Source organism: Flavobacterium niveum, assembly GCF_055231775.1.
On sequence record NZ_JBUYSX010000007.1, the window covers coordinates 113,902 to 135,185 of the forward strand.

General features: G+C 44.7%; 16 protein-coding genes. 12 read left to right on the forward strand and 4 right to left on the reverse strand.

Annotation, left to right across the window (positions count from 1 at the left end; all coding sequences use genetic code 11):
• Window positions 1-55: 55 nt before the first annotated feature.
• The 3 genes from ACZIX4_RS17060 to ACZIX4_RS17070 all read right to left on the reverse strand — a co-directional run bounded on the left by ACZIX4_RS17060 (window position 56) and on the right by ACZIX4_RS17070 (window position 3,549).
• Window positions 56-1,978: an OmpA family protein gene (locus ACZIX4_RS17060; protein ID WP_463336851.1), complete on the reverse strand. Its 1,923-nt coding sequence runs from the start codon at window positions 1,976-1,978 to the stop codon at window positions 56-58.
• A gap of 7 nt (window positions 1,979-1,985) precedes the next feature.
• Entirely contained in the window at window positions 1,986-2,924 is a 939-nt protein-coding gene (locus ACZIX4_RS17065) for a PorP/SprF family type IX secretion system membrane protein (protein ID WP_463336852.1), read from the reverse strand.
• Window positions 2,925-3,159: 235 nt separating this feature from the next.
• Entirely contained in the window at window positions 3,160-3,549 is a 390-nt protein-coding gene (locus ACZIX4_RS17070; RefSeq protein ID WP_463336853.1) for a hypothetical protein, read from the reverse strand.
• Between the two features lie 306 nt (window positions 3,550-3,855).
• On the opposite strand from ACZIX4_RS17070, the gene ACZIX4_RS17075 reads away from it, so the two are divergent.
• From ACZIX4_RS17075 to ACZIX4_RS17130, 12 genes are all read left to right on the forward strand, one after another.
• Window positions 3,856-5,874: a peptidylprolyl isomerase gene (locus ACZIX4_RS17075; RefSeq protein ID WP_463336854.1), complete on the forward strand. Its 2,019-nt coding sequence runs from the start codon at window positions 3,856-3,858 to the stop codon at window positions 5,872-5,874.
• Window positions 5,874-6,731, forward strand: a complete 858-nt coding sequence (locus ACZIX4_RS17080; RefSeq protein ID WP_463336855.1) for a peptidylprolyl isomerase — start codon at window positions 5,874-5,876, stop codon at window positions 6,729-6,731. Before ACZIX4_RS17075 ends, ACZIX4_RS17080 begins: the two co-directional genes overlap by 1 nt.
• Window positions 6,715-8,115 (forward strand): peptidylprolyl isomerase, encoded by a 1,401-nt coding sequence (locus ACZIX4_RS17085; protein ID WP_463336856.1) that lies wholly within the window; start codon window positions 6,715-6,717, stop codon window positions 8,113-8,115. Before ACZIX4_RS17080 ends, ACZIX4_RS17085 begins: the two co-directional genes overlap by 17 nt.
• Before the next feature lie 102 nt (window positions 8,116-8,217).
• Window positions 8,218-9,171 (forward strand): AAA family ATPase, encoded by a 954-nt coding sequence (locus tag ACZIX4_RS17090; RefSeq protein WP_463336857.1) that lies wholly within the window; start codon window positions 8,218-8,220, stop codon window positions 9,169-9,171.
• Window positions 9,172-9,259: 88 nt separating this feature from the next.
• The gene (locus ACZIX4_RS17095) at window positions 9,260-9,511 is read left to right on the forward strand and encodes a hypothetical protein (RefSeq protein WP_463336858.1); all 252 of its coding nucleotides are present in this window, start codon (window positions 9,260-9,262) and stop codon (window positions 9,509-9,511) included.
• Window positions 9,512-9,532: 21 nt separating this feature from the next.
• Entirely contained in the window at window positions 9,533-10,072 is a 540-nt protein-coding gene (locus ACZIX4_RS17100; RefSeq protein WP_463336859.1) for a hypothetical protein, read from the forward strand.
• Window positions 10,073-10,322: 250 nt separating this feature from the next.
• Entirely contained in the window at window positions 10,323-10,706 is a 384-nt protein-coding gene (locus ACZIX4_RS17105; RefSeq protein WP_463336860.1) for a hypothetical protein, read from the forward strand.
• 175 nt (window positions 10,707-10,881) lie between these two features.
• On the forward strand, window positions 10,882-11,238 hold the full coding sequence (locus ACZIX4_RS17110) for a hypothetical protein (protein ID WP_463336861.1): 357 nt from the start codon (window positions 10,882-10,884) through the stop codon (window positions 11,236-11,238).
• A gap of 321 nt (window positions 11,239-11,559) precedes the next feature.
• Window positions 11,560-14,337 carry a bifunctional aconitate hydratase 2/2-methylisocitrate dehydratase gene (locus ACZIX4_RS17115; protein WP_463336862.1) on the forward strand — a complete coding sequence of 926 codons (2,778 nt, stop codon included), beginning with the start codon at window positions 11,560-11,562 and terminating at the stop codon, window positions 14,335-14,337.
• 55 nt (window positions 14,338-14,392) lie between these two features.
• Window positions 14,393-16,657: an aconitate hydratase gene (locus tag ACZIX4_RS17120; protein ID WP_463336863.1), complete on the forward strand. Its 2,265-nt coding sequence runs from the start codon at window positions 14,393-14,395 to the stop codon at window positions 16,655-16,657.
• A gap of 242 nt (window positions 16,658-16,899) precedes the next feature.
• Window positions 16,900-18,738, forward strand: coding sequence for a M61 family metallopeptidase (locus ACZIX4_RS17125; protein ID WP_463336864.1), 1,839 nt, complete (start codon window positions 16,900-16,902; stop codon window positions 18,736-18,738).
• A 120-nt stretch (window positions 18,739-18,858) separates the two neighbouring features.
• The gene (locus tag ACZIX4_RS17130) at window positions 18,859-20,721 is read left to right on the forward strand and encodes a T9SS type A sorting domain-containing protein (RefSeq protein WP_463336865.1); all 1,863 of its coding nucleotides are present in this window, start codon (window positions 18,859-18,861) and stop codon (window positions 20,719-20,721) included.
• Window positions 20,722-20,843: 122 nt separating this feature from the next.
• Here ACZIX4_RS17130 and ACZIX4_RS17135 read toward each other — a convergent pair whose 3' ends face one another.
• A complete protein-coding gene (locus tag ACZIX4_RS17135) occupies window positions 20,844-21,254 on the reverse strand; it encodes a DUF2721 domain-containing protein (RefSeq protein ID WP_463336866.1) in 411 nt (136 codons plus the stop codon).
• Window positions 21,255-21,284 lie beyond the last annotated feature (30 nt).

A 21,284-nucleotide genomic window follows, 5' to 3' on the forward strand; every position in this document is an offset into this window, starting at 1 on the left:
ACGCGTGTCTTCAATCGGGTGAAGTTCCCAACAACCGACAACTATCAACCAACAACTACTTCTTCACGATAATAAAATTACTCCTCCTGTTTAGCTGGTGGTCTTCTTCGCTGCACTGCTCATTATTGCTGCATTTGTTCAGCAGGCGTGTTTCACCAAAGCCCTTCACGCTTTCTATACGCTTAGGATCTATGCCTTTACTTACAATATAGCTGTAGGTGCTTTTGGCGCGGTCATCGCTCAGGCGCAGGTTGTATTCGTCCTTACCGCGGCTGTCGGTATGCGATTCTATCTTAATCACCACATTCGGGAAATGCTCCATCACATATACCACCTTATCCAGCTCTTTGGCAGCGAGCGGGGTGATGTAGTATTGGTCGAAATCAAAATAAATAGGGTTGATGTCTATCATTTCGGCATTCTCTTTTTTGGTAACCAAATCAGAATATGCGGTTAGTTTAAAGTCAAGTTCCACAGGGTCGGCAGAAATTACGCCCTGCTCGGTAGTATATTCCGGTTTTTCGGCAATTACGGTAACAGTCTCGTCACAAGGGATGGTAAATTCATAATGCCCCTGAGCATCGGTTTGCACCGAAGACGTAACCGTACCGTCGGCCTTTACTGCCTTAACCGTTGCCGCCGCTATAGGCGAACCATCCTTAGTATTGGTCACAGTACCTTTTATGTTTTTAACGCAGGGTTCGTCTTCCTTAGGCGTTACCAGGTAGATGTCGTCATCGCCCTTGCCCCCGGCGCGGTTGCTGCTCAGGTAAGTAAGCTTACCGTCGGCCGACTGCACATAGGCAAAATCGTCGCGGTTGCTGTTAACCGGTTTGCCCATATTCTGCGGAATCGAAAACTGCCCCACACCGCTTACAGTGCTGGTAAACACATCGAGCCCCCCCAGGCCGTAATGCCCGTCTGATGAAAAGTACAGCACATCCCCCTTCAGGAACGGGAACATTTCCTTACCCTCGGTATTAATCACAGCCCCGGCATTTTTAGGGTTGCCCAGCTTGCCATCACTGTATATTTCGCAATAGTAAATATCGGTTTCACCATAGCCCCCCGGCATGTCGCTTACAAAGTACAGCCATTTACCATCGGCACTTACAGCAGGTTGCCCTACCGAATAATCAGCACTGTTAAACGGTGCAGGCTGCTTTTTATCAAAGCGCTCACCGGTTACTTTGCCGTACACAATCTGTACGTTATTGGTGCCTGCCTTATCGTTTTGCAGGCGGTTGCTTTTGCTTACGTTGTTTACGCTTACGTAGGCCGTTTTCAGGTCGGGTGAAAAAGCCACCGCAGCGTTGTGGTAATCGGTCTGTGCATTTTTAAGGAACAGCTTTTCCTTGCCAAAGGTTCCGTCGGCATTCAGGTCGGCTACAAAAACCGACAGGTAGGGCTGCTGGTTCCAGGCGTAGGTTTTAGAACCGTCGCGCACCGTGTCTTTAGCCGAAGTGTAGACTGCCTTTTTACCAAAGAACACTACCCCGAAATCGGATTTTTCTGTGTTTATTTCAAGATTTTTTAGTTCATATTTTACAGGACGTTTGCTGATGCTATCAAGGTGCCGTTTTTGTTTGGAAAATTTTTGTCTTAAGGTATCATTGCCTTTTGAATTAAGCCACATAAGCTGTAATTCATCAGCAGTTTCATACTGCTCCTCCATCCTTAATGCATTATAATAACGCCTTAAAAATTTATACTGTACAGTATCTCCCTGAAGTGAAAATGCTCTTTTATAATAAAGTATTGCCGCCCCCGTATTGCCTATGTAGTAATTAGCCTCAGCGGCATGAAGCAATACTTCCTGCTTGGGGTTCTTTTCCTTTTCAAGGTATTGTTCATATTCGGCGGCAGCCTGGGTATAGGCCAGGTCGCGGAAGTGTATCTCTGCCTTGCGCAGCGCCCCCTGCGCCATCATGGTAGCTATGCAAAAAAACAGGGCTGCTGTGTAGTAGTATTTTTTCATAAGCTGATTAGAAGAAGCGTGGCGATTTTATACGGTTTGTTTTCGGGGCAAGCTCAAAGCGCAGCATAAACTCGTGCGTACCATTGTTGTACTTGTTCAGTTCGGTAACCGAATAGTCGAATGAATACCCCACAAAAATATTGCGGTTTATCTGTACACCTGCCAGTGCGCTTACCGAGTCGTCCCAGCGGTAACCGGCACCCAGCGTTACCACCTCCTGCAGCAGGAAGTTGGCCGAGACATCAGCCGTTATCGGTGCGCCGTTTACAATCTTAACCAATGCGGCAGGCTTAAACTTCACGTCTTCCGACAGGTCAAACACATAACCGCCTATTACATAATAATGCAGGCGGTCAGCCATCATGCTTTCCTGCACGTCGTTATAATAGTTATTTTGTATAAAATTCGGTACAGAAACCCCGGCATACCACTTATCGGTATAGTAATAAACACCGGCGCCTATGGTAGGGTTAAAGCGGTTATTAATGTTTGTATTAAGCAAAGGGTCGCCATCTTGGTAATAGGTACCGCGGCTCCAGTCAATGTTCAGTACGCGTACGCCTGCCCTGAGGCCAAAAGCCAGTTTGCTTTCCTCGCCGGTGCGTATGCTGTAGCTGAAGTTGGCATCGGCATATACCTCGTCACTCGGGCCTATGCGGTCATTTACCACGCTGAGGCCTACGCCTATGTTCTCGTAATATTCGCTCCACGGGGTGTGGATGCTGAAAGCCTGTGTTTGCGGTGCACCGCGCACGCCCACCCACTGGTTGCGGTACAGCAGGTTGGCCTGCAACACGCCCGGCGAACCCGTGTAACCGGGGTTTACCGTAAGGGTATTGTACATATACTGGGTGTACTGGGGTTCCTGCTGGGCATAAGCAGCCACTGCCAAGAACAGCACGGGGATAGGGATATATTTTTTAAAAACAGCGTAAATGTTCCGCATAAAGCTTGGTAATATTGGCCATAAGCTGTAAAAATAGTGTTTTTTTCTTAGCGGCTGAGTCGCTGAGTAACAAAGTTGCAAAGTTTAGCTTCCATTGCATACATATAGTATATACCACAGCTTAGGATACTTTAAAAATGAAACAAAAATGCATCCGTTAAGGATGCATTTTCAGTAAAAAGCAACAGTAAACACTTAGTTTAGTGTATCGTTCCAGAAACGTTTTAAGCTTCCGTTATTCATTCGTTGTAAACTCCATCCGCTTAAATGTAACGGTTTCCGGAGCTACCATTTCTTCAGGGGCACTTATGGCTATGTTGCTAATCTTTATGGTGTTCCTGTCAATTTTTGTAACAGTATGTTCTATTGGAGTGGTAGACCCGGATGCATAAAACAATAGTTTATTACCTGAAACGGTATAGTCAAACACCATCATAACACCGTCTGCGCGTGTCAGCATAGCCTGGGTATCGCTAAAGTTTACAGAGCGGTGGCCTTCAATGGGTTTGTGCTCCATCCAGCTGGCATCTTTAAGGAAATCAGTAGTTACGGTGTTGTTGTCGTCATCGCTGCAAGCGGTAAGGGCAAGGCAGGCCATGGCCAGGAAAAGGAATATTTTTCTCATAATTAATTGGTTATATTATATAGTAGATGCAGGTTTTAGGAAAAGGTTGCGTGGGAGCCCCTCCCCAGCCCTCCCCAAAGGGGAGAGGGGAAGCTTCACTCAGCATTTTTAGCTTTCTGTTTGCTCAGTAGCTAAGCGGCTCAGAGACTCAGCAGCTAAGAAGCTAAGTAGCTTTTTAAAATATATTCCTTGCACAATACTACCGATTGTTTACTTTTGTGAGTCGCAAACCCACAGCGGGTATACTATTTTGTATACTGCTGCGTTTAGTAAACCGTATCACTGATATATAAATTAAACTTTATAATGAAATTAAACAGGTTTTTTTCAGGCCTTTTAGCAGCCTCAGTTGTTGTAACCGGCTGTAAATCATCAAAAGAAACCACCACTCCTGCAACCGTTGCTGCCGCCCCGGCGCCACAAAAGGAGGTGCTTTTTACCGTAAACGATAAACCGTACTATACAGACGAGTTTGAAAGGGTATACAAAAAGAACCTGGACCTGGTGAAGGACGATTCGCAAAAAGACCTTAACAATTACCTGGACCTGTACATAGGCTATAAGCTTAAGGTAAACAAAGCCTACAAACTGGGCCTTCAGGATAATAAAAAATACCAGGGCGAACTGAAAAGCTACCGCAACCAGCTGGCTAAAAACTACCTTACCGACAGTAAGGTTACTGCCGAGCTGCTTCAGGAAGCATACGAGCGTTCGCTAAAGGAGGTACGCGCATCGCACATACTTATAATGGCCGATGAAAATGCTACCCCTGCCGATACCCTTAAAGCGTATAATAAAGCCGCTGAAGCCCGTAAGCGTGTGCTTGCCGGTGAAGACTTTGGAAAAGTGGCTGCCGAACTTTCGGAAGACCCTTCTGCAAAAGAGAATAAAGGCGACCTGGGTTACTTCTCTGTACTGAGGATGGTGTACCCGTTTGAAACTGCTGCCTTCAGCACCCCGAAAGGGCAGGTAAGCAAGCCTGTACGTACCCGTTTTGGCTACCACGTCATTAAAGTAACAGATGTGAGGGACAACCGTGGCGATATTACCGTGGCGCACATTATGGCACTGAAACCAAAAACTAATGATGCTGCCGAAGCTGAAAAGGCTAAGACCAAAATACAGGATATTTACAAGAAGCTGCAACAGGGTGAAGATTTTGCAGCCCTTGCCAAGCAGTTTAGCGAAGATAAATCGAGTGCTGAAAAAGGCGGTGTGCTAAACACCTTCAGCAGTGGCGAACTTACTTCTCAGGAGTTTGAAGACCATGCTTTCGCACTTAAAAATCCGGGTGATATTACCCAGCCGTTTGAAACACAATTCGGTTGGCATATCGTAAAGCTGGTTGAGAAGAAACCGGTTAAAACTTTTGAGCAGGCTAAAACTGAGTACGAAAACCGCATTAAGCGCGACGAGCGTTCAAGGCTTATTTCTGAAAGCTTTACGGCCAACCTTAAAAAGAAATATCCTATCGAAAAAAACAAGGCAACTTTTGAGCTTGCTGCCAAAACGCTTACCGACAGTATTTACAGCATGACCTGGAAAATGCCTGCACAAAGTGCCGCTTATACCCAGCCGATACTTACCATAAACAAGGATAAGAAGCTTACCGGCAGGGATTTCCTTAACTACGTTTCTACCCAGCAGAACCTTGGCATTACTGCCAAGCCGGTTGCGCATGCAGCTGAGGTGCTGTTTGAAAAATATACTAACGAGCAGATAAATGCTTATTACAACGAAAACCTTGAAAAGGAATTCCCTGAGTTTGCACAGGTAATGGAGGAGTACCGTGACGGCCTGTTGCTGTTTGACCTTATGGAGAAGGAAATATGGAACCGTGCCAAGACCGATACCATAGGGCTTCAGAAATATTATGATGACCATAAAGATGCCTACCAATGGAAGGAGAGGGCTGAGGTGGAAATTTATTCTTCTACCGATGCGAAGAAGGTAAACGAAGCCCGACAACTGTTGGTTAAAGGCAAAGACGCAAAAGCCATTAAGGCCAAGCTGAACACTAAAGAAAAGGTAAACATTATAGACAAGACCGGCACTTTTGAAACCGGTACTGATGCCATGCCGAAACTTACTGCCTGGAAACCGGGTGTAAGCGAGGTGGTAAAAGAAGGCAATTACTACTACGTGGTAAAAACCAAAAAGGTATTGCCGGCGGGCCCTAAAACGCTTGAAGAAGCTAAAGGCCGCGCCATAAACGACTACCAGCAGTATCTGGAAAATACCTGGGTAGACGACCTGAAGAAAGAGTTTACCGTGAAGGTGAACACCGATGTTTTTGAAAAAGTAAAAAAGGAGCTTAACCAGTAATGGGTAAAAAAGCGCTGTTGTACATAGTGTTGACCCTCGGGGCATTTTCATGCGGACGGAAAAACGATACCGTGCGCAGGGAAGATGCTGTGGCCCGCGTGGGCGATACCTACCTTGCCAAAAGCGAGATAGAAGGCCTGGTGCCGCCGGGTACGCCTAAAAAAGACAGCGTTGCCATGGTTAAGGCGTTTATAGACCGCTGGGCTTCGCAACGGCTGATGTATGAAGCGGCCAATGTGAACATAGGGGAGGAGAAGCAGGAAGAGCTGGATGAGCTGATCCGCCAGTATAAGACCGACCTGTACACACGTGCCTACCTTGAGGAAATGGTGAAGCAAAGCGTGGACACCCTCCTTACCGAGGAACAGCTGGTACAGTATTATAATGACAATAAAGAGAACTTCCGTACTACGGGCATGCTGGTAAAGCTGCGCTACCTGCGTATGGAAAAGAACCATGCTAAATTTGCACTGGCACGCCAGCGCTTTCTTAGCGGCAATAAAAAGGACAGGAAGGCGCTTACCGATATGTCGCTTTACTTTAAAAGCTACGCCTTTAACGACACTACCTGGGCCGATATGAACGAAATTTACCAGAAGCTTCCGTTTATAACACCCGATAACAGGCAGCGTTACGTGTCGGGGGGTATATCGTACCAGTATCCTGATTCGGCCGATGTGTACCTGGTTAAGGTAAATAAGGTACTGGACAGGAACCAGGTGGCACCATACGAATATATAAAGCCCACACTAAAGGAAGTTATAATAAATAACCGCAAACTGGAGTTAATTAAAAAGATCCAAAAAGACATTACGGATGATGCAATTAAAAATAAGAAGTATGAAGTTTATAAATAGCAGGCTTGCCGCATTTTTGTTACTTGCGCTGGTGAGTTTGCCCGCAGTTGCCCAGGAAATTATAAAAGATACGGTAAAGCCGCGCCCTGTGGCCCGTCCCGGTAAAGTTAAGGTAGACGGCGTGGTGGCTGTAGTAGGAGACTACGTGGTGCTGGAATCGGACATTGACCTGGCGTATAAAGAACTTCAGACACAAAATATAGCTACCGAAGGCATATCGCGCTGCGAAATGCTGGGCAAGCTTATGGAAGACAAACTGTATGCCCATCAGGCCATACAGGACAGTATTATTGTAGGCGATGCCGAGGTAAACGAGCAGATGAACCGCCGTATCGATTATTTTGTAGAGCAACTTGGCTCCCAGGATAAGATGGTAGAATACTTTAAAAAGAAAGACCTTGATTCGTTTAAGGCTGAGCTTTTTGAAATGATAAAAACACAGGAACTTACTTCGCAGATGCAGAAAAAAGTAATCGACGAGGTAGAGATAACCCCTGAGGAGGTAAGGCAGTTCTTCATGAAGTTTAAGAAGGAGGAGATACCGCAGTTTGGTGCCGAAATGGAAATTTCGCAAATCGTGGTAAAACCTGTTGTTTCGCAGGAAGAAAAACAGAAAGTCATCGACAGGCTTAAACAGATAAAAAAGGATGTGCAGGAAGGTAGCAGCTTTTACAGTAAGGCTGTACTGTATTCTGAAGACCCGGGTTCTAAAAACAGCGGCGGTTATTACAAAATGAACCGTAAAACCGCATTTGTAAAGGAGTTTAAGGACACGGCATTCAGCCTTGAGGAAGGAGAAATATCAGACCCGGTAGAGACCGAGTTTGGCTACCACCTTATTTATGTGGAAAAAATACGCGGACAGGAACGTGATGTGCGCCACATACTTATGTCGCCCAAAATAACCCCTCAGGCACTTAAAGATGCTAAGGACAAGATAGAAAAAATCAGGCAGCGCATAGCCAGCGGTGCCATAACCTTTGCCGATGCAGCCCGTTCTGAATCGGATGATAAGGAAACCAAAAACAGTGGTGGCCAGCTGATAAACCCAAGTTCACTTGGTACCCGTTTTGAACTTACTAAAATGGACCCTAACGTGTACAACGAGGTTTCGAACCTTAAAAACAACGAGGTGTCTGAACCGATACTGGATGTAGACCGCCGTGGCGTGCAGAGCTATAAGCTGTATGTAGTAACCAACAGGTACGACGAGCACCCTGCCGACTACGCACAGGACTATATTAAAATTAAAGAGCTTGCCCTTAAGGAAAAGCAGATAAAGACCATAGCCAAGTGGAGCGCCGAGAAAATTAAGGATGCTTATATTAAGGTTAGCGACGACTATAAAGGCTGCAAATTTGCAAACAACTGGCTGAAAAAATAAGCTGCAATTGCAGATATTATTAGGCAGGGAATAAAATTATTTATAAGTTTGAAGCTAAGGTACAAGCCTTAGCTTCATTTTTTAAAAACCGATTCAGAAACTATGTCAGACGTAGCAGCGATACAGAATTTAGTACAGAAACAGGCCGCATTAAAACAGGAAATAGCTAAAGTAATCGTGGGCCAGCACGAAGTGGTAAACCAGATAGTGCTGAGCATCTTTTCGGGGGGGCATGCCCTGCTTGTGGGTGTACCCGGACTTGCCAAAACACTTATGGTAAACACCATCAGCCAGGCGCTGGGGCTTGATTTCAAGCGCATACAGTTTACGCCCGACCTTATGCCGAGTGACATACTGGGTAGCGAGATACTGGATGAAAACCGTAACTTCAAGTTTATAAAGGGGCCTATTTTCAGTAATATTATCCTTGCTGACGAGATTAACCGTACACCGCCAAAAACTCAGGCGGCACTACTGGAGGCGATGCAGGAAAAATCGGTTACCATAGCCGGTGAAAACCACAAGCTGAGCCTGCCGTACTTTGTACTGGCTACGCAAAACCCGATAGAGCAGGAGGGAACCTACCCGCTGCCTGAGGCACAGCTGGACCGTTTTATGTTTGCCATAAAGCTGGATTACCCTACGTTTGAAGAAGAAGTACAGGTGGTAAAAAGCACCACCGCCGATAATAAGGTAACGATAACGCCGCTGTTTACCGCAGAGGAGATTGTGGAGTTCCAGCACCTGATACGCCGCATACCGGTAGCCGATAATGTGATAGAGTATGCTGTGAAGCTGGTGAACAAAACCCGCCCGGGCAATGCGCTGAGCAACGATTACGTAAAGACGTACCTGGACTGGGGTGCGGGGCCTCGCGCTTCACAGAGCCTTATCCTTGCTGCCAAGGCCAACGCCGCACTTACCGGCAAGTACAGCCCCGATATAGAGGATGTACAGGCGGTAGCCACCGGGGTACTGCGCCACCGAATCATTAAAAACTACAAGGCCGATGCCGAGGGCATTACCGAAGAAACGATAATCAAAAAGCTGTTTTAAGACAGCTTTTTTTATGTAATTAAATTTATTTAAAATGTTAGTTAGATTTATTTTTTTACTATTTTTAATAAAATAAATCTGACAACCAATGACAAATTTTTATTGCGAATATTGTGGAGCTAAAAGTTCAAGTGTTTCAAGTTTAACCAGTAGTTTATGTTCCCGTCATCCTTTAGGAACATCTAAGGGTAAGCATAAATTATACGAAGGAAGTGAAAAATCTAAATATACTTGTAAATATTGCGGAACTTCTAATTCTTCAATTTCAAGTTTGACCAATAGTTTGTGTTCTCGTCATCCAAATGGAACATCAAAAGGCAAACATTCACCAGCATTATAACCAATCAAAAATAATATATAAATGGCTTGGGGTACAAGAGAACAAAAAGGAGAAATTGCAAAAATGGGTATTGAAGCCCTAATAGGCTTTACTTCGTCAATGATTGAAGAGGGAAAACGAATTGATAAAGAAACTCGGAGTAATTCTGACAATGTCAATCGTAAAGAGTTTGAAGAATTGCTTGAGATCAATTCTGAATTAAATGAGTTAATTGATAACCTACTAACTGATGCGGAGCTTGGTTGTAAATATAAAAAGACTGAAGAGATTTTTTTGTACATCATCAGAATCATTATGTATGACGTGGAGAGTGACTACCGGGAAATAATTGATAATTTTACAAAGGCTATTGATACACAAGAGTTCATTGATTCTCATGAGTTGGCAGAAAAACGGAGGGAGGATAGGCTAGATGCTGAACATGCCGCTGCAATGAAAATATACAATTCTGAAATGACTCATTACAATGAAGAGCTAAAAGAGTTTAAATCAAAAAATTTTTTTTCAAAATTGTTCGTTGATGAGCCTGTAGAACCAGTAAAACCAATTAGAAGAGAATAATATAATCAAAAAGCTGTTTTAAGACAGCTTTTTTTATTTGGTGTAATATAGGAAACCTACAAGGTTGGAAAAACCTTCCAGGTTAGGGTGCGGATAGGAATGTTTGGTTTCCTACAAGGTCTTTAAGACCTTGTAGGTATTAAATATTAGACTGTTTAAATGCAATATAAATGGTGTGAAAAAAAACTTTTCATGATAATAAATTATTGAAAATTAAGTTGTTATTTTATGTAACCAAATAGCAACAATCATGAAGAAATACCTTTTACTATTCCCGGAATTGTTTTTTACGGCCCTTGCCACATACTGGGCTTACGAGAATTTTACCGTAAACGATTCGGTAAATTACATCGCCCTGTTTGTTATAGCGGTAATGTTGTTTCAGATGGTTTTCAGCAAAAGGGTACTGGGCCTTACCATGGGTGCAACGCTTACGTTGTTCTCTTTTTACATGATGCTGGCGGTGGTTTCGGAGTACAGGGATTTCCCTGAGGGTGACCCAGCCGGTACGCGTTTTTTGTATACGGGTTTGGGCTTCTTCTTGCTTTCGGTACTTACCGGCCTTGGCATGCTGCTGAAATATGGGCTACAGAAAAGCAACACTGTTGCGCCTGCTACAGGGATTACGGTATAAAATCTTATATTTGCGGTGTTTTCCATTTGCTACGCCAGTTCGGGCTTACGCCCTCGGGTCGAGCGAAACGCAGTGAAGCCTAGAAATCTAAAGCAAAATAGAGATTTCTCCATTCCGCTACGCTTCAGTCGAAATGGAAGAGTGGGCAACTCAGCCCTTTTTTAATGCATTAAAAATGAACAAACTCCTGCGTTTTGCCCCTGCAATATATTTTATACTGTTTACTGTATTCTGGTTTTTACAGGAATACGACAGCCTTGGCATTATAAACTACCCGTGCATTGCGTTGTTTATAGCATTGGCGGCACAGCTGTTTACTAATAACAAAACCACGGGTTTCCTGTACGGTATTTTGTTTGTTATTGTGTCGGGGTACATGCTTATCACTTCCTGGATTTCGTACTCAGAAACCGCTACCGGCGGCGATGGCTTCGGTTCGTTTTATGCCATACAGTTCGGTTTTTTTGGCTTCAGTTTGCTTATGGCGGCGGCTATGGTGTACTACAACCGTTATTTCAGTGTAAAGAAATAACCGTCAGTAAAATTCGTGTAAGTATTTTTGTATTGCTATATCGTTTTAGCAGTCGTTTTACCCAATAAAACCGTTGGTGCTATTTGCAGCAAATGTATGATTTTAGGCAGAATTTTTATATTTTGGCAATATGAGGTTAAATTAATGATAATTCCTAACCAAACCCTGCTTTAACATAAAACTTTTGAATTATCCTCACTAAAGTAGAATGTTTATAAATAATAATTTTGCCATTCTAAAGAAACAATAAAAATTTTTTAATTGAAATAAGTTTGAGTAAATTTACAGACTTTTTTAACAAACGAACATAAAGATTTAAGTATGGCTTTCGATAATATTTACAAGGAATACATCAAAGAAATTGAGGAAAGAAAAGCCCAGGGACTTCACCCAAAACCAATAGACGGAGCAGAATTAACAAGTGAAATTATTGCCCAGATAAAAGATACAGAGAATCCGGACAGAGCAGATTCTGTTAAGTTCTTTATTTATAACACGCTGCCGGGTACTACGCCTGCGGCAGCTGTAAAAGCAAAATTCTTAAAGGAAATCATCCTTGGCCAGGCTGTAGTTGCTGAAATTACACCTGAGTTTGCTTTCGAATTACTGTCGCACATGAAAGGCGGTAAATCAATCGAGGTATTGCTTGATTTAGCCCTTGGCCATGACATCGCTATCGCAAAACATGCGGCAGATGTGCTTAAAACACAGGTGTTCCTTTACGAGGCTGACACAGACCGTTTGAAAGCGGCTTATACAAGCGGAAATTCAATTGCAAAAGAAATACTGGAAAGCTACGCGAAGGCAGAGTTCTTTACTCAGCTTCCGGAGGTACCTGAAGAAATAAAAGTGGTTACCTACATTGCTGCCGAAGGTGATATTTCTACCGATTTACTTTCGCCGGGTAACCAGGCACACTCACGCTCAGACCGCGAACTGCACGGTTTGTGTATGATGACGCCGGAACAGCAACAGGAAATCAAAGATTACCAAACGAAGTTCCCTGATGCAAGCATCATGCTTATTGCCGAAAAGGGCACCATGGGTGTAGGTTCATCGCGTATGTCGGGTGTAAACAACGTGGCGCTTTGGACCGGTAAGCAGGCCAGCCCATACATCCCGTTTGTAAACATCGCGCCTATTGTGGGCGGAACTAACGGTATTTCGCCAATTTTCCTTACAACCGTAGACGTTACAGGTGGTATAGGTATCGACCTTAAAAACTGGGTTAAAAAACACGATGCCGACGGTAACCTTGTACGGAACGAAAAAGGTGAGCCGGTGCTGGAGGAGGTTTACTCTGTAGCTAGCGGAACGGTATTAACCATTAATACAAAGAAGAAAAAACTATATCACGGCGACCAGGAACTGATTGACCTTTCTAAATCGTTCACGCCGCAAAAATTAGAATTTATCAAAGCCGGCGGTTCTTACGCTGTGGTATTTGGTAAAAAAATACAAACATTCGCTGCCCAGACTCTGGGTATTGAAGCACCAACGGTATTTGCACCTTCAAAAGAAATTTCTATAGAAGGGCAGGGCCTTACTGCGGTTGAAAAAATATTCAATAAAAATGCAGTAGGTGTAACGCCGGGCAAACTACTGTACGCAGGTTCAGATGTTCGCGTTAAGGTAAACATTGTAGGTTCACAGGATACTACAGGCCTTATGACCGCGCAGGAGCTGGAGTCTATGGCTGCAACGGTGATTTCGCCAAGCGTAGACGGTGCATACCAGTCAGGTTGCCACACGGCTTCGGTTTGGGACAAAAAAGCGCAGGCAAACATCCCGAAACTGATGAAGTTCATGAATGATTTCGGTGTGATTACCGCCCGCGACCCTAAAGGCGTGTACCATTCAATGACCGACGTTATCCACAAAGTGCTTAACGATATTACCGTAGACGAGTGGGCGATTATCATTGGTGGCGACTCGCATACCAGGATGTCTAAAGGTGTCGCTTTCGGTGCCGATTCAGGTACTGTGGCACTTGCGCTGGCTACTGGTGAGGCTTCAATGCCAATCCCTGAGTCGGTAAAAGTAACCTTTAAAGGTGAAATGAAACAGCACATGGATTTCCGCGATGTGGTTCACGCTACACAGGCGCAAATGCTTCAGCAATTTGACGGTGAAAACGTGTTCCAGGGCAGAATTATAGAAGTACACATCGGTACACTACTGGCTGACCAGGCCTTTACCTTTACAGACTGGACTGCGGAAATGAAGGCGAAAGCTTCAATCTGTATTTCGCAGGACAATACCCTTATTGAGTCACTGGAAATTGCTAAGAGCAGGATCCAGATCATGATTGATAAAGGTATGGACAACCACAACCAGGTACTGCAAGGTTTGATTGATAAAGCAAATGCAAGGATCACTGAGATAAAACTGGGTTCTAAGCCGGTATTGACTCCCGACGAAAATGCAAAATATTACGCCGAAGTTGTAATTGACCTTGATGTAATAGAAGAACCAATGATTGCTGACCCGGATGTAAACAACGAAGACGTTTCTAAACGCTATACACACGATACTATCCGTGCTATTTCTTACTACGGTAACGACAAAAAAGTTGATTTGGGCTTTGTAGGTTCTTGTATGGTTCACAAAGGCGATTTGAAAATCGTTTCCCAAATGCTTAAAAACCTGGAAGAACAGCAAGGCGAAGTGAAGTTTAATGCACCTCTTGTTGTGGCTGCGCCTACGTATAACATTATTGATGAGCTGAAAGCTGAAGGCGACTGGGATTTACTACAGAAGTATTCAGGCTTTGAGTTTAGCGACCTTCTGCCTAAAAATACAGCCCGTACAGAATATGAGAATATGATGTACCTGGAGCGCCCGGGTTGTAACCTTTGTATGGGTAACCAGGAAAAAGCGGCGAAAGGCGATACGGTAATGGCTACTTCTACACGTCTTTTCCAAGGCCGTGTGGTGGAAGATACCGAGCGCAAAAAAGGCGAATCGCTACTTGCTTCTACACCGGTTGTTGTACTGTCGGCAATTTTAGGACGTATCCCAACCATCAACGAATACAAAACGGCGGTTGAAGGTATCGACCTGACTAAATTCTCACCTGCCAGTAAGCAGTTGGCATAATTTTAGTGCCTTTTACTGTCAGGAAAAATAAAGTATAATATTAAATTATAGAGATATGGCTTTTGATATTGAAATGATCAAAAAGGTGTATGAAAATCTGGCTGAGCGTGTGGACAAAGCACGTGAGCTGGTAGGACGTCCGCTTACACTTTCTGAAAAAATCCTGTACTCTCACCTGTGGGAGGGAACTCCTTCACAGGCGTTTACAAGGGGGAAAGATTATGTGGACTTTGCACCGGACAGGGTTGCCTGCCAGGATGCTACCGCCCAGATGGCCCTATTGCAGTTTATGCATGCCGGCAAAGCCAAAGTAGCCGTTCCTACCACAGTACACTGTGACCACCTTATACAGGCGAAAGTAGATGCTGCTACCGACCTTAAGCGTGCCAAAGAGCAGAGCAATGAGGTTTTTGACTTCCTGTCTTCAATTTCTAACAAATATGGCATTGGGTTCTGGAAACCGGGTGCCGGTATCATCCATCAGGTAGTGCTAGAAAACTATGCATTTCCGGGCGGTATGATGATAGGTACCGATTCTCACACGGTAAACGCAGGCGGCCTTGGTATGCTTGCCATAGGTGTGGGTGGTGCCGATGCTGTAGACGTAATGAGCGGTATGGCCTGGGAACTTAAATTTCCGAAACTTATCGGTGTAAAACTTACCGGTAAGCTAAGCGGCTGGACTGCCCCTAAAGACGTAATCCTTAAAGTAGCAGGTATCCTTACCGTAAAAGGCGGTACCGGCGCTATTGTAGAATATTTTGGCGAAGGTGCCACATCTATGTCATGTACCGGTAAAGGTACCATTTGTAACATGGGTGCCGAAGTAGGTGCTACTACATCTACTTTTGGTTATGACGAGTCTATGGGCCGTTACCTTCGTGCCACTAACCGTGCCGATGTGGCTGATGCTGCTGACAAAGTGGCTGCTTACCTTACAGGTGATGCCGAAGTATATGCCAACCCTGAGCAGTACTTTGACCAGGTGATAGAAATTAACCTTTCTGAGCTTGAGCCGCACCTTAACGGTCCTTTCACCCCGGATTTGGCTACGCCTATCTCTAAAATGAGGGAAGAGGCTGCCAAAAACAACTGGCCGCTACAGGTACAGGTAGGACTTATCGGTTCTTGTACCAACTCTTCTTACGAAGATATTTCACGTTCGGCTTCACTTGCCAGGCAGGTTGCCGAGAAGAAACTTAAAACAAAAGCGAAATTTACCATTACCCCGGGTTCTGAGGTAGTGCGTTCTACCATAGAGCGCGATGGTTTTATTGAAACTTTTGATAAAATTGGCGGTACTGTATTTGCCAATGCATGTGGCCCGTGTATCGGTATGTGGGACAGGGAAGGTGCCGAGAAAGAGGAACGTAACACTATCGTCCATTCATTTAACCGTAACTTCTCTAAGCGTGCCGACGGTAACCCTAACACGCTTGCGTTTGTAGGCTCTCCGGAGCTTGTAACGGCGCTTGCCATTGCCGGTGACCTTGGCTTTAATCCGCTTACAGACAAGCTTATCAACGAGAACGGCGAAGAAGTAATGCTTGACGAACCAACAGGGAACGAACTTCCTCCGAAAGGTTTTGATGCTGAAGACCCCGGTTACCAGGCTCCGGCTGCCGACGGTAGTTCTGTCCAGGTTGCAGTAAGCCCTACATCTGAGCGCCTTCAGCTGCTTGACCCGTTCACTCCGTGGAATGGTGAGAACATTATGGGTGCCAAGCTGCTTATTAAAGCGTTCGGTAAGTGTACTACAGACCACATTTCTATGGCAGGTCCATGGTTGCGTTTCCGTGGCCACCTTGATAACATTTCTAACAACATGCTTATCGGTGCCGTTAACGCATACAACCAAAAGACAAATAATGTAAAGAACGAGCTTACAGGTGCTTATGATGCAGTTCCGGCTGTACAGCGCGCTTATAAAGCTGCAGGTGTACCAACAATAGTAGTGGGCGACCACAACTATGGTGAAGGTTCATCCCGTGAGCACGCTGCCATGGAGCCGCGCCACCTTGGTGTTAAGGCGGTTCTTGTGAAGTCATTTGCACGTATCCACGAAACCAACCTTAAAAAGCAGGGTATGCTTGCGCTTACTTTTGCCAATGAGGCTGATTACGACAAAATACAGGAAGATGATACATTCAACTTTATCGACCTTGTAGAATTTGCACCGGGCAAGCCGCTAACGCTTCAGGTTGTACATGCCGATGGCAGTGTGGAAAACATCATTGCTAACCACAGCTACAACGCAGGTCAAATAGAATGGTTTAAGGCCGGTAGTGCACTAAACCTTATTGCAGCAAGCGCCCACTAAGAATAAGTATTGCTTTTATATACAAATGCCCACGCTGAAAAGTGTGGGCATTTTTGTTAGTTAGTGGATTTACTTTATCTGTTCAAACTAAACCCTCAGGTGTCATTTGGCTCAGGGTATAAACTGCAAACTGAGACTGCAAACTGAAAATGAGGTTCTGTTTTGAAGTTGCACACTTTTTTTTATCTTTAGCCGTAACAAAAAAGCCAATCGCTATACATATTGGCAAGAAAACATAGATCATGAATAAATTTATCTGTACACTGGCCTTATCCCTTACACTGGGCGGCCTGGCTTATGCACAAAAAGGCGGCGACATTAAGGTAGCCATAGACCTTACCAATGTAAAGGACGACAAAGTCCAGGTAACAGTAATCCCCGATGCTATAAAATCGGCTACGGTAACCTACTTTATCCCAAAAACAGTACCCGGGACCTATAGTGCCGATAACTACGGTACGTTTATAGAAGGCCTTAAAGCCTTTGACAAAAAAGGCAAGGAACTTACCGTAACCCAGCCCGATGTAAACTCTTGGAAAATAGAAGATGCTAAAAAGCTGGCCAAAATTACCTACCTGGTAAACGACAGCTATGATAACGAAAAAGAAAAGGAAGACCCTATCTTTTCACCATCGGGTACTAATATAGATGCAGGTAAAAACTTCATGCTGAACACTCACGGCTTCGTAGGCTACTTTGAAGGTAAGACCGAAACCCCGTATACCGTTACCGTAATGCACCCGGCAGAGCTTTGGGGCGCTACAAGTATGACTGACAGCAATGCATCGGCTACGATAGACGAGTTTAAAACATCGCGCTACCACGAGCTTACCGAGTTCCCGGTTATGTACAGCAAGCCTGATTATACCACCTTTACTGCCGATGGCATGGAGATTATCATTGCGGTATATTCGCCTACAGGCAAAGTAAAAGCTGCCGATGTAACCCCGATGCTGGAAAAAACAATGCGCGCCCAGAAGAAATTCCTTGGCCCTATAAACAGCAACAAAAAATATGCAGTGCTTATCTACCTTTCTCAGATGGGTGATAACGATGCAAACGGCTTTGGAGCATTGGAGCACCCTACCTGTACTACGGTGGTGATGCCTGAAATGATGGACATAGAAGAACTTGCCGAAAACTTTAAGGATATCGTATCGCACGAGTTTTTCCACATTGTTACCCCGCTTAGCGTACACAGTAAGGAAATACAGTATTTCGATTTCAACAACCCTAAAATGAGTGAGCACCTGTGGATGTACGAGGGTATTACCGAGTACTTCGCTAACCTGTTCCAGATAAACCAGGGGCTTATAGATGAGGAGGCTTTCTACAACCGTATGGCTGAGAAAATAGCACACTCACGCAAGTACAACGACACTATGCCGTTTACCACTATGAGTAAAAACGTGCTGGAGCCGGGCTACAAAGACCAGTACAACAACGTATACGAAAAAGGTGCGCTTATAGCAATGTGCCTTGACATTACCCTGCGTGAGCAGAGTAACGGTAAGCGCGGAATCCTTAGCCTTATGGCTGAGCTGAGCAAAACCTACGGCAATAACAAGCCGTTTAACGACAGCGAACTTTTCGATAAGATAACTTCTATTACATACCCTGCTGTGGGCGAATTCCTTAAAACATACGTATCGGGTAACACCGCTATACCATACGAGCAGTTTTTTGCCAAAATGGGTGTAAGCGAGGCTAAAACCAGCAAAACAGGCAACCCGTTCCTTATCAACATGCAGGAGCCTACCATTACTGTAGACCGTTCTACAAAAACGATACTGCTAAGGCCTGACCTTGAGCCAAACGCTTTCTACAAAACACTGGGCATACAAAAGAACGATGCACTGCTTGAAATAAACGGCACTGCTTACAACCTTGACAACATTTATGACCTGATAACCCTTAGCATCGGCTGGAAAGGCGGCGAGGACATCAGTGTGAAGATAAAACGCGACGGCAAAGAGCAGGTAGTTAAAGGCAAAGTTGTCCTTCCTACTGAAGAAGTAAACACATGGAAAGGTACTGATGCTTCTAAAGCTGCACTGCGTAATGCATGGCTGAAGGGTTAATTCATACCATTTTTCTTAAAATATTAAAATCCTGCATTATTTGCAGGATTTTTTTTATGCTTATACGCAACCTTTTGCATAAATTTATGTCTATATTAAACAAACCATTACCTAATACATATGAAAAAGATTTTACTCCTTTTGCTTTTTATTGTTAGCCCGTTGGTTTTTGCCCAGAATGCAGCTACCTGCGAAGAAGCGTATTCACTATGCGGGTCATTGGGTGTACCGTTCCCTAATACAACCGGCATACCTGCCGGACAAAACCCCCAACTTGTGGGTTGCCTTTATTCACAACCTAACCCTGCCTGGTTTTATTTCAGTGTGGAACAAAGTGGCCCCCTGGCATTTGTTATGAACCAGGTGTCTGACACTGGTGCCCCCATAGATGTCGACTTTATCTGCTATGGGCCATTTACCTCACCTGATGGTATGTGTAGTATTATGGGAGACAATAATATTGTGGACTGCAGCTACTCCGCTTCGGCTACAGAACAGCTTGATGTGCCTTACGCACAGGCAGGCGAATATTACCTGCTTATGATAACCAATTTTAACGGCAGTGCGGGGTTTATCACCATAGAAAGTCTGTTGAACAGCACAGGTGTTATAGGCTGCTCGGGCATAAACATCAATGCTTTTATAGATGCCAATGCTAATGGCGTGCGCGATATTGATGAAAACGGTTTCCCTTACGGTATCTTGAGTTATGAGGCGAACAGTAGTGGAGATGTACACAACATTACCGATTCAGACGGGTTTGTAACCCTGTACGATGAAAGCGCTACAGCCAGCTATGATTTCAGCTACAGCATACCGGAGCCTTATACAAGCTACTATTCGGTAAGCCCGGCTTCTTACCAGGGCATCAACCCGCAAGTGGCAGGCAGCATACAAACCTATGATTTTGCCATTACACTGTTGCAACCGTATAACGACCTTAACGTGCATATAATACCCGGCAGTGCGCCTTTGGCAGGTTTTAGCCACACGCTGCTTCTTGCATACAGCAACCAGGGCGCAGTACCGGTATCGGGTACGGTAACGTTTACAAACGATGCGGCTTATACCATTACCGATATTTATCCGGGCAGTATAGCCACTACTACAACCACAGGCTTTGAGTTTCCGTTTACCGACCTGCTTCCGCAGGAAACCCGTTACATAACTGTTACAATAAGTGTACCTGCCATACCGGAGGTAGAACTGGGCCAGCTTGCTACCTGTTCGGCTTCAATCACGGTGCCTGAAAATGACCTTACGCCTGCAGATAACGTAGCTGAACTTACACAGGAAATTGTGGCTTCTTACGACCCTAACGACATTACCGAATCGCACGGGCGCGAAATTGAAGCGGCTGCCTTTACTGATGATGACTACCTGTACTATACCATCCGTTTCCAAAACCTTGGTACTGCCCCGGCACATAATGTGCGTATAGAAGAAGTGCTGGATGTGCAGATAGATGCCTCAACGCTTACCATGCTAAGCAGCAGCCACAGCTATGAGCTGGACCGCACCGGAAGCAGCCTTAGCTGGAAGTTTGACAATATTATGCTGCCTGCCGCCGAAGATAATGAGGCCGGAAGCAATGGTTATGTATATTTTAAAGTGAAGCCGTTACCGGGCAGGCAGGTGGGCGACATGATACCGGCATCGGCAGGAATCTATTTCGACTTTAACCCTGTGGTAGATACCAATACGTTTACTACCGAGTTTGTGGCCACGCTTACTAACCCTGAAGTTATAGCAAAAGCCTTTACACTATATCCGAACCCTGCATCGGGCAATGTGAATATTGTTTCTGTAAACGGTATAGATACGGTGAAGATTTATGACATTACCGGTAAAGTATTGCTAAGCAAAGCCTGCAACGGCGCACTGCAAACTACCGTAGATACCGCAAGCTTTTCGGCAGGTACTTACTTTGTAGAAGCAGGGCAGGGCGGTACCCACAGCACGCTGAAACTTATAAAGCTGTAAATGCCCCAATTCTAAATATTCCAAAGAAAATGGCTGCTCGTTACCGGGCAGCCATTTTTGATTTATTTTTTGTAAAGGCGCTAAGATTGAATAAACTGAAAACTGATCCTGAAAACTGTAAACTATTTCCGGTGCTGTTCCGCTTCTTCTATAAGGTCGCTTAGGTGGATGCGTAGTGCTTTTACCGAAATACTGATTTCCCAAAACGAAACCCCCAGCGAGGCCAACAGTAATAACAGGCTAAGGCCAAAGGTATAAGCGCCCCAGTTTTCTATACCGAAGAACAACAGCATCATGGCAAATACTGAAAAGAACAGACTCAGTACGCCATACATCTGCATGTGGCGTATCAGGGTGAGGCGCTTGTTTAGGTTGGCTATTTCCAGCAGTATGCTTTTGGTCTGGTTTTGCTCGTAGCTTACTTTAAGCCCGCGCACTATACCCGCTATGGTTAGGAAACGGTTAGTATAGGCCAGCAGTATAAGCGATGTGGCCGAAAAAAGCAGGGCAGGGGTTTGTATGCTGAGTTCCAAAATATTTATGTTTTGTTGTAGAGACGCTGC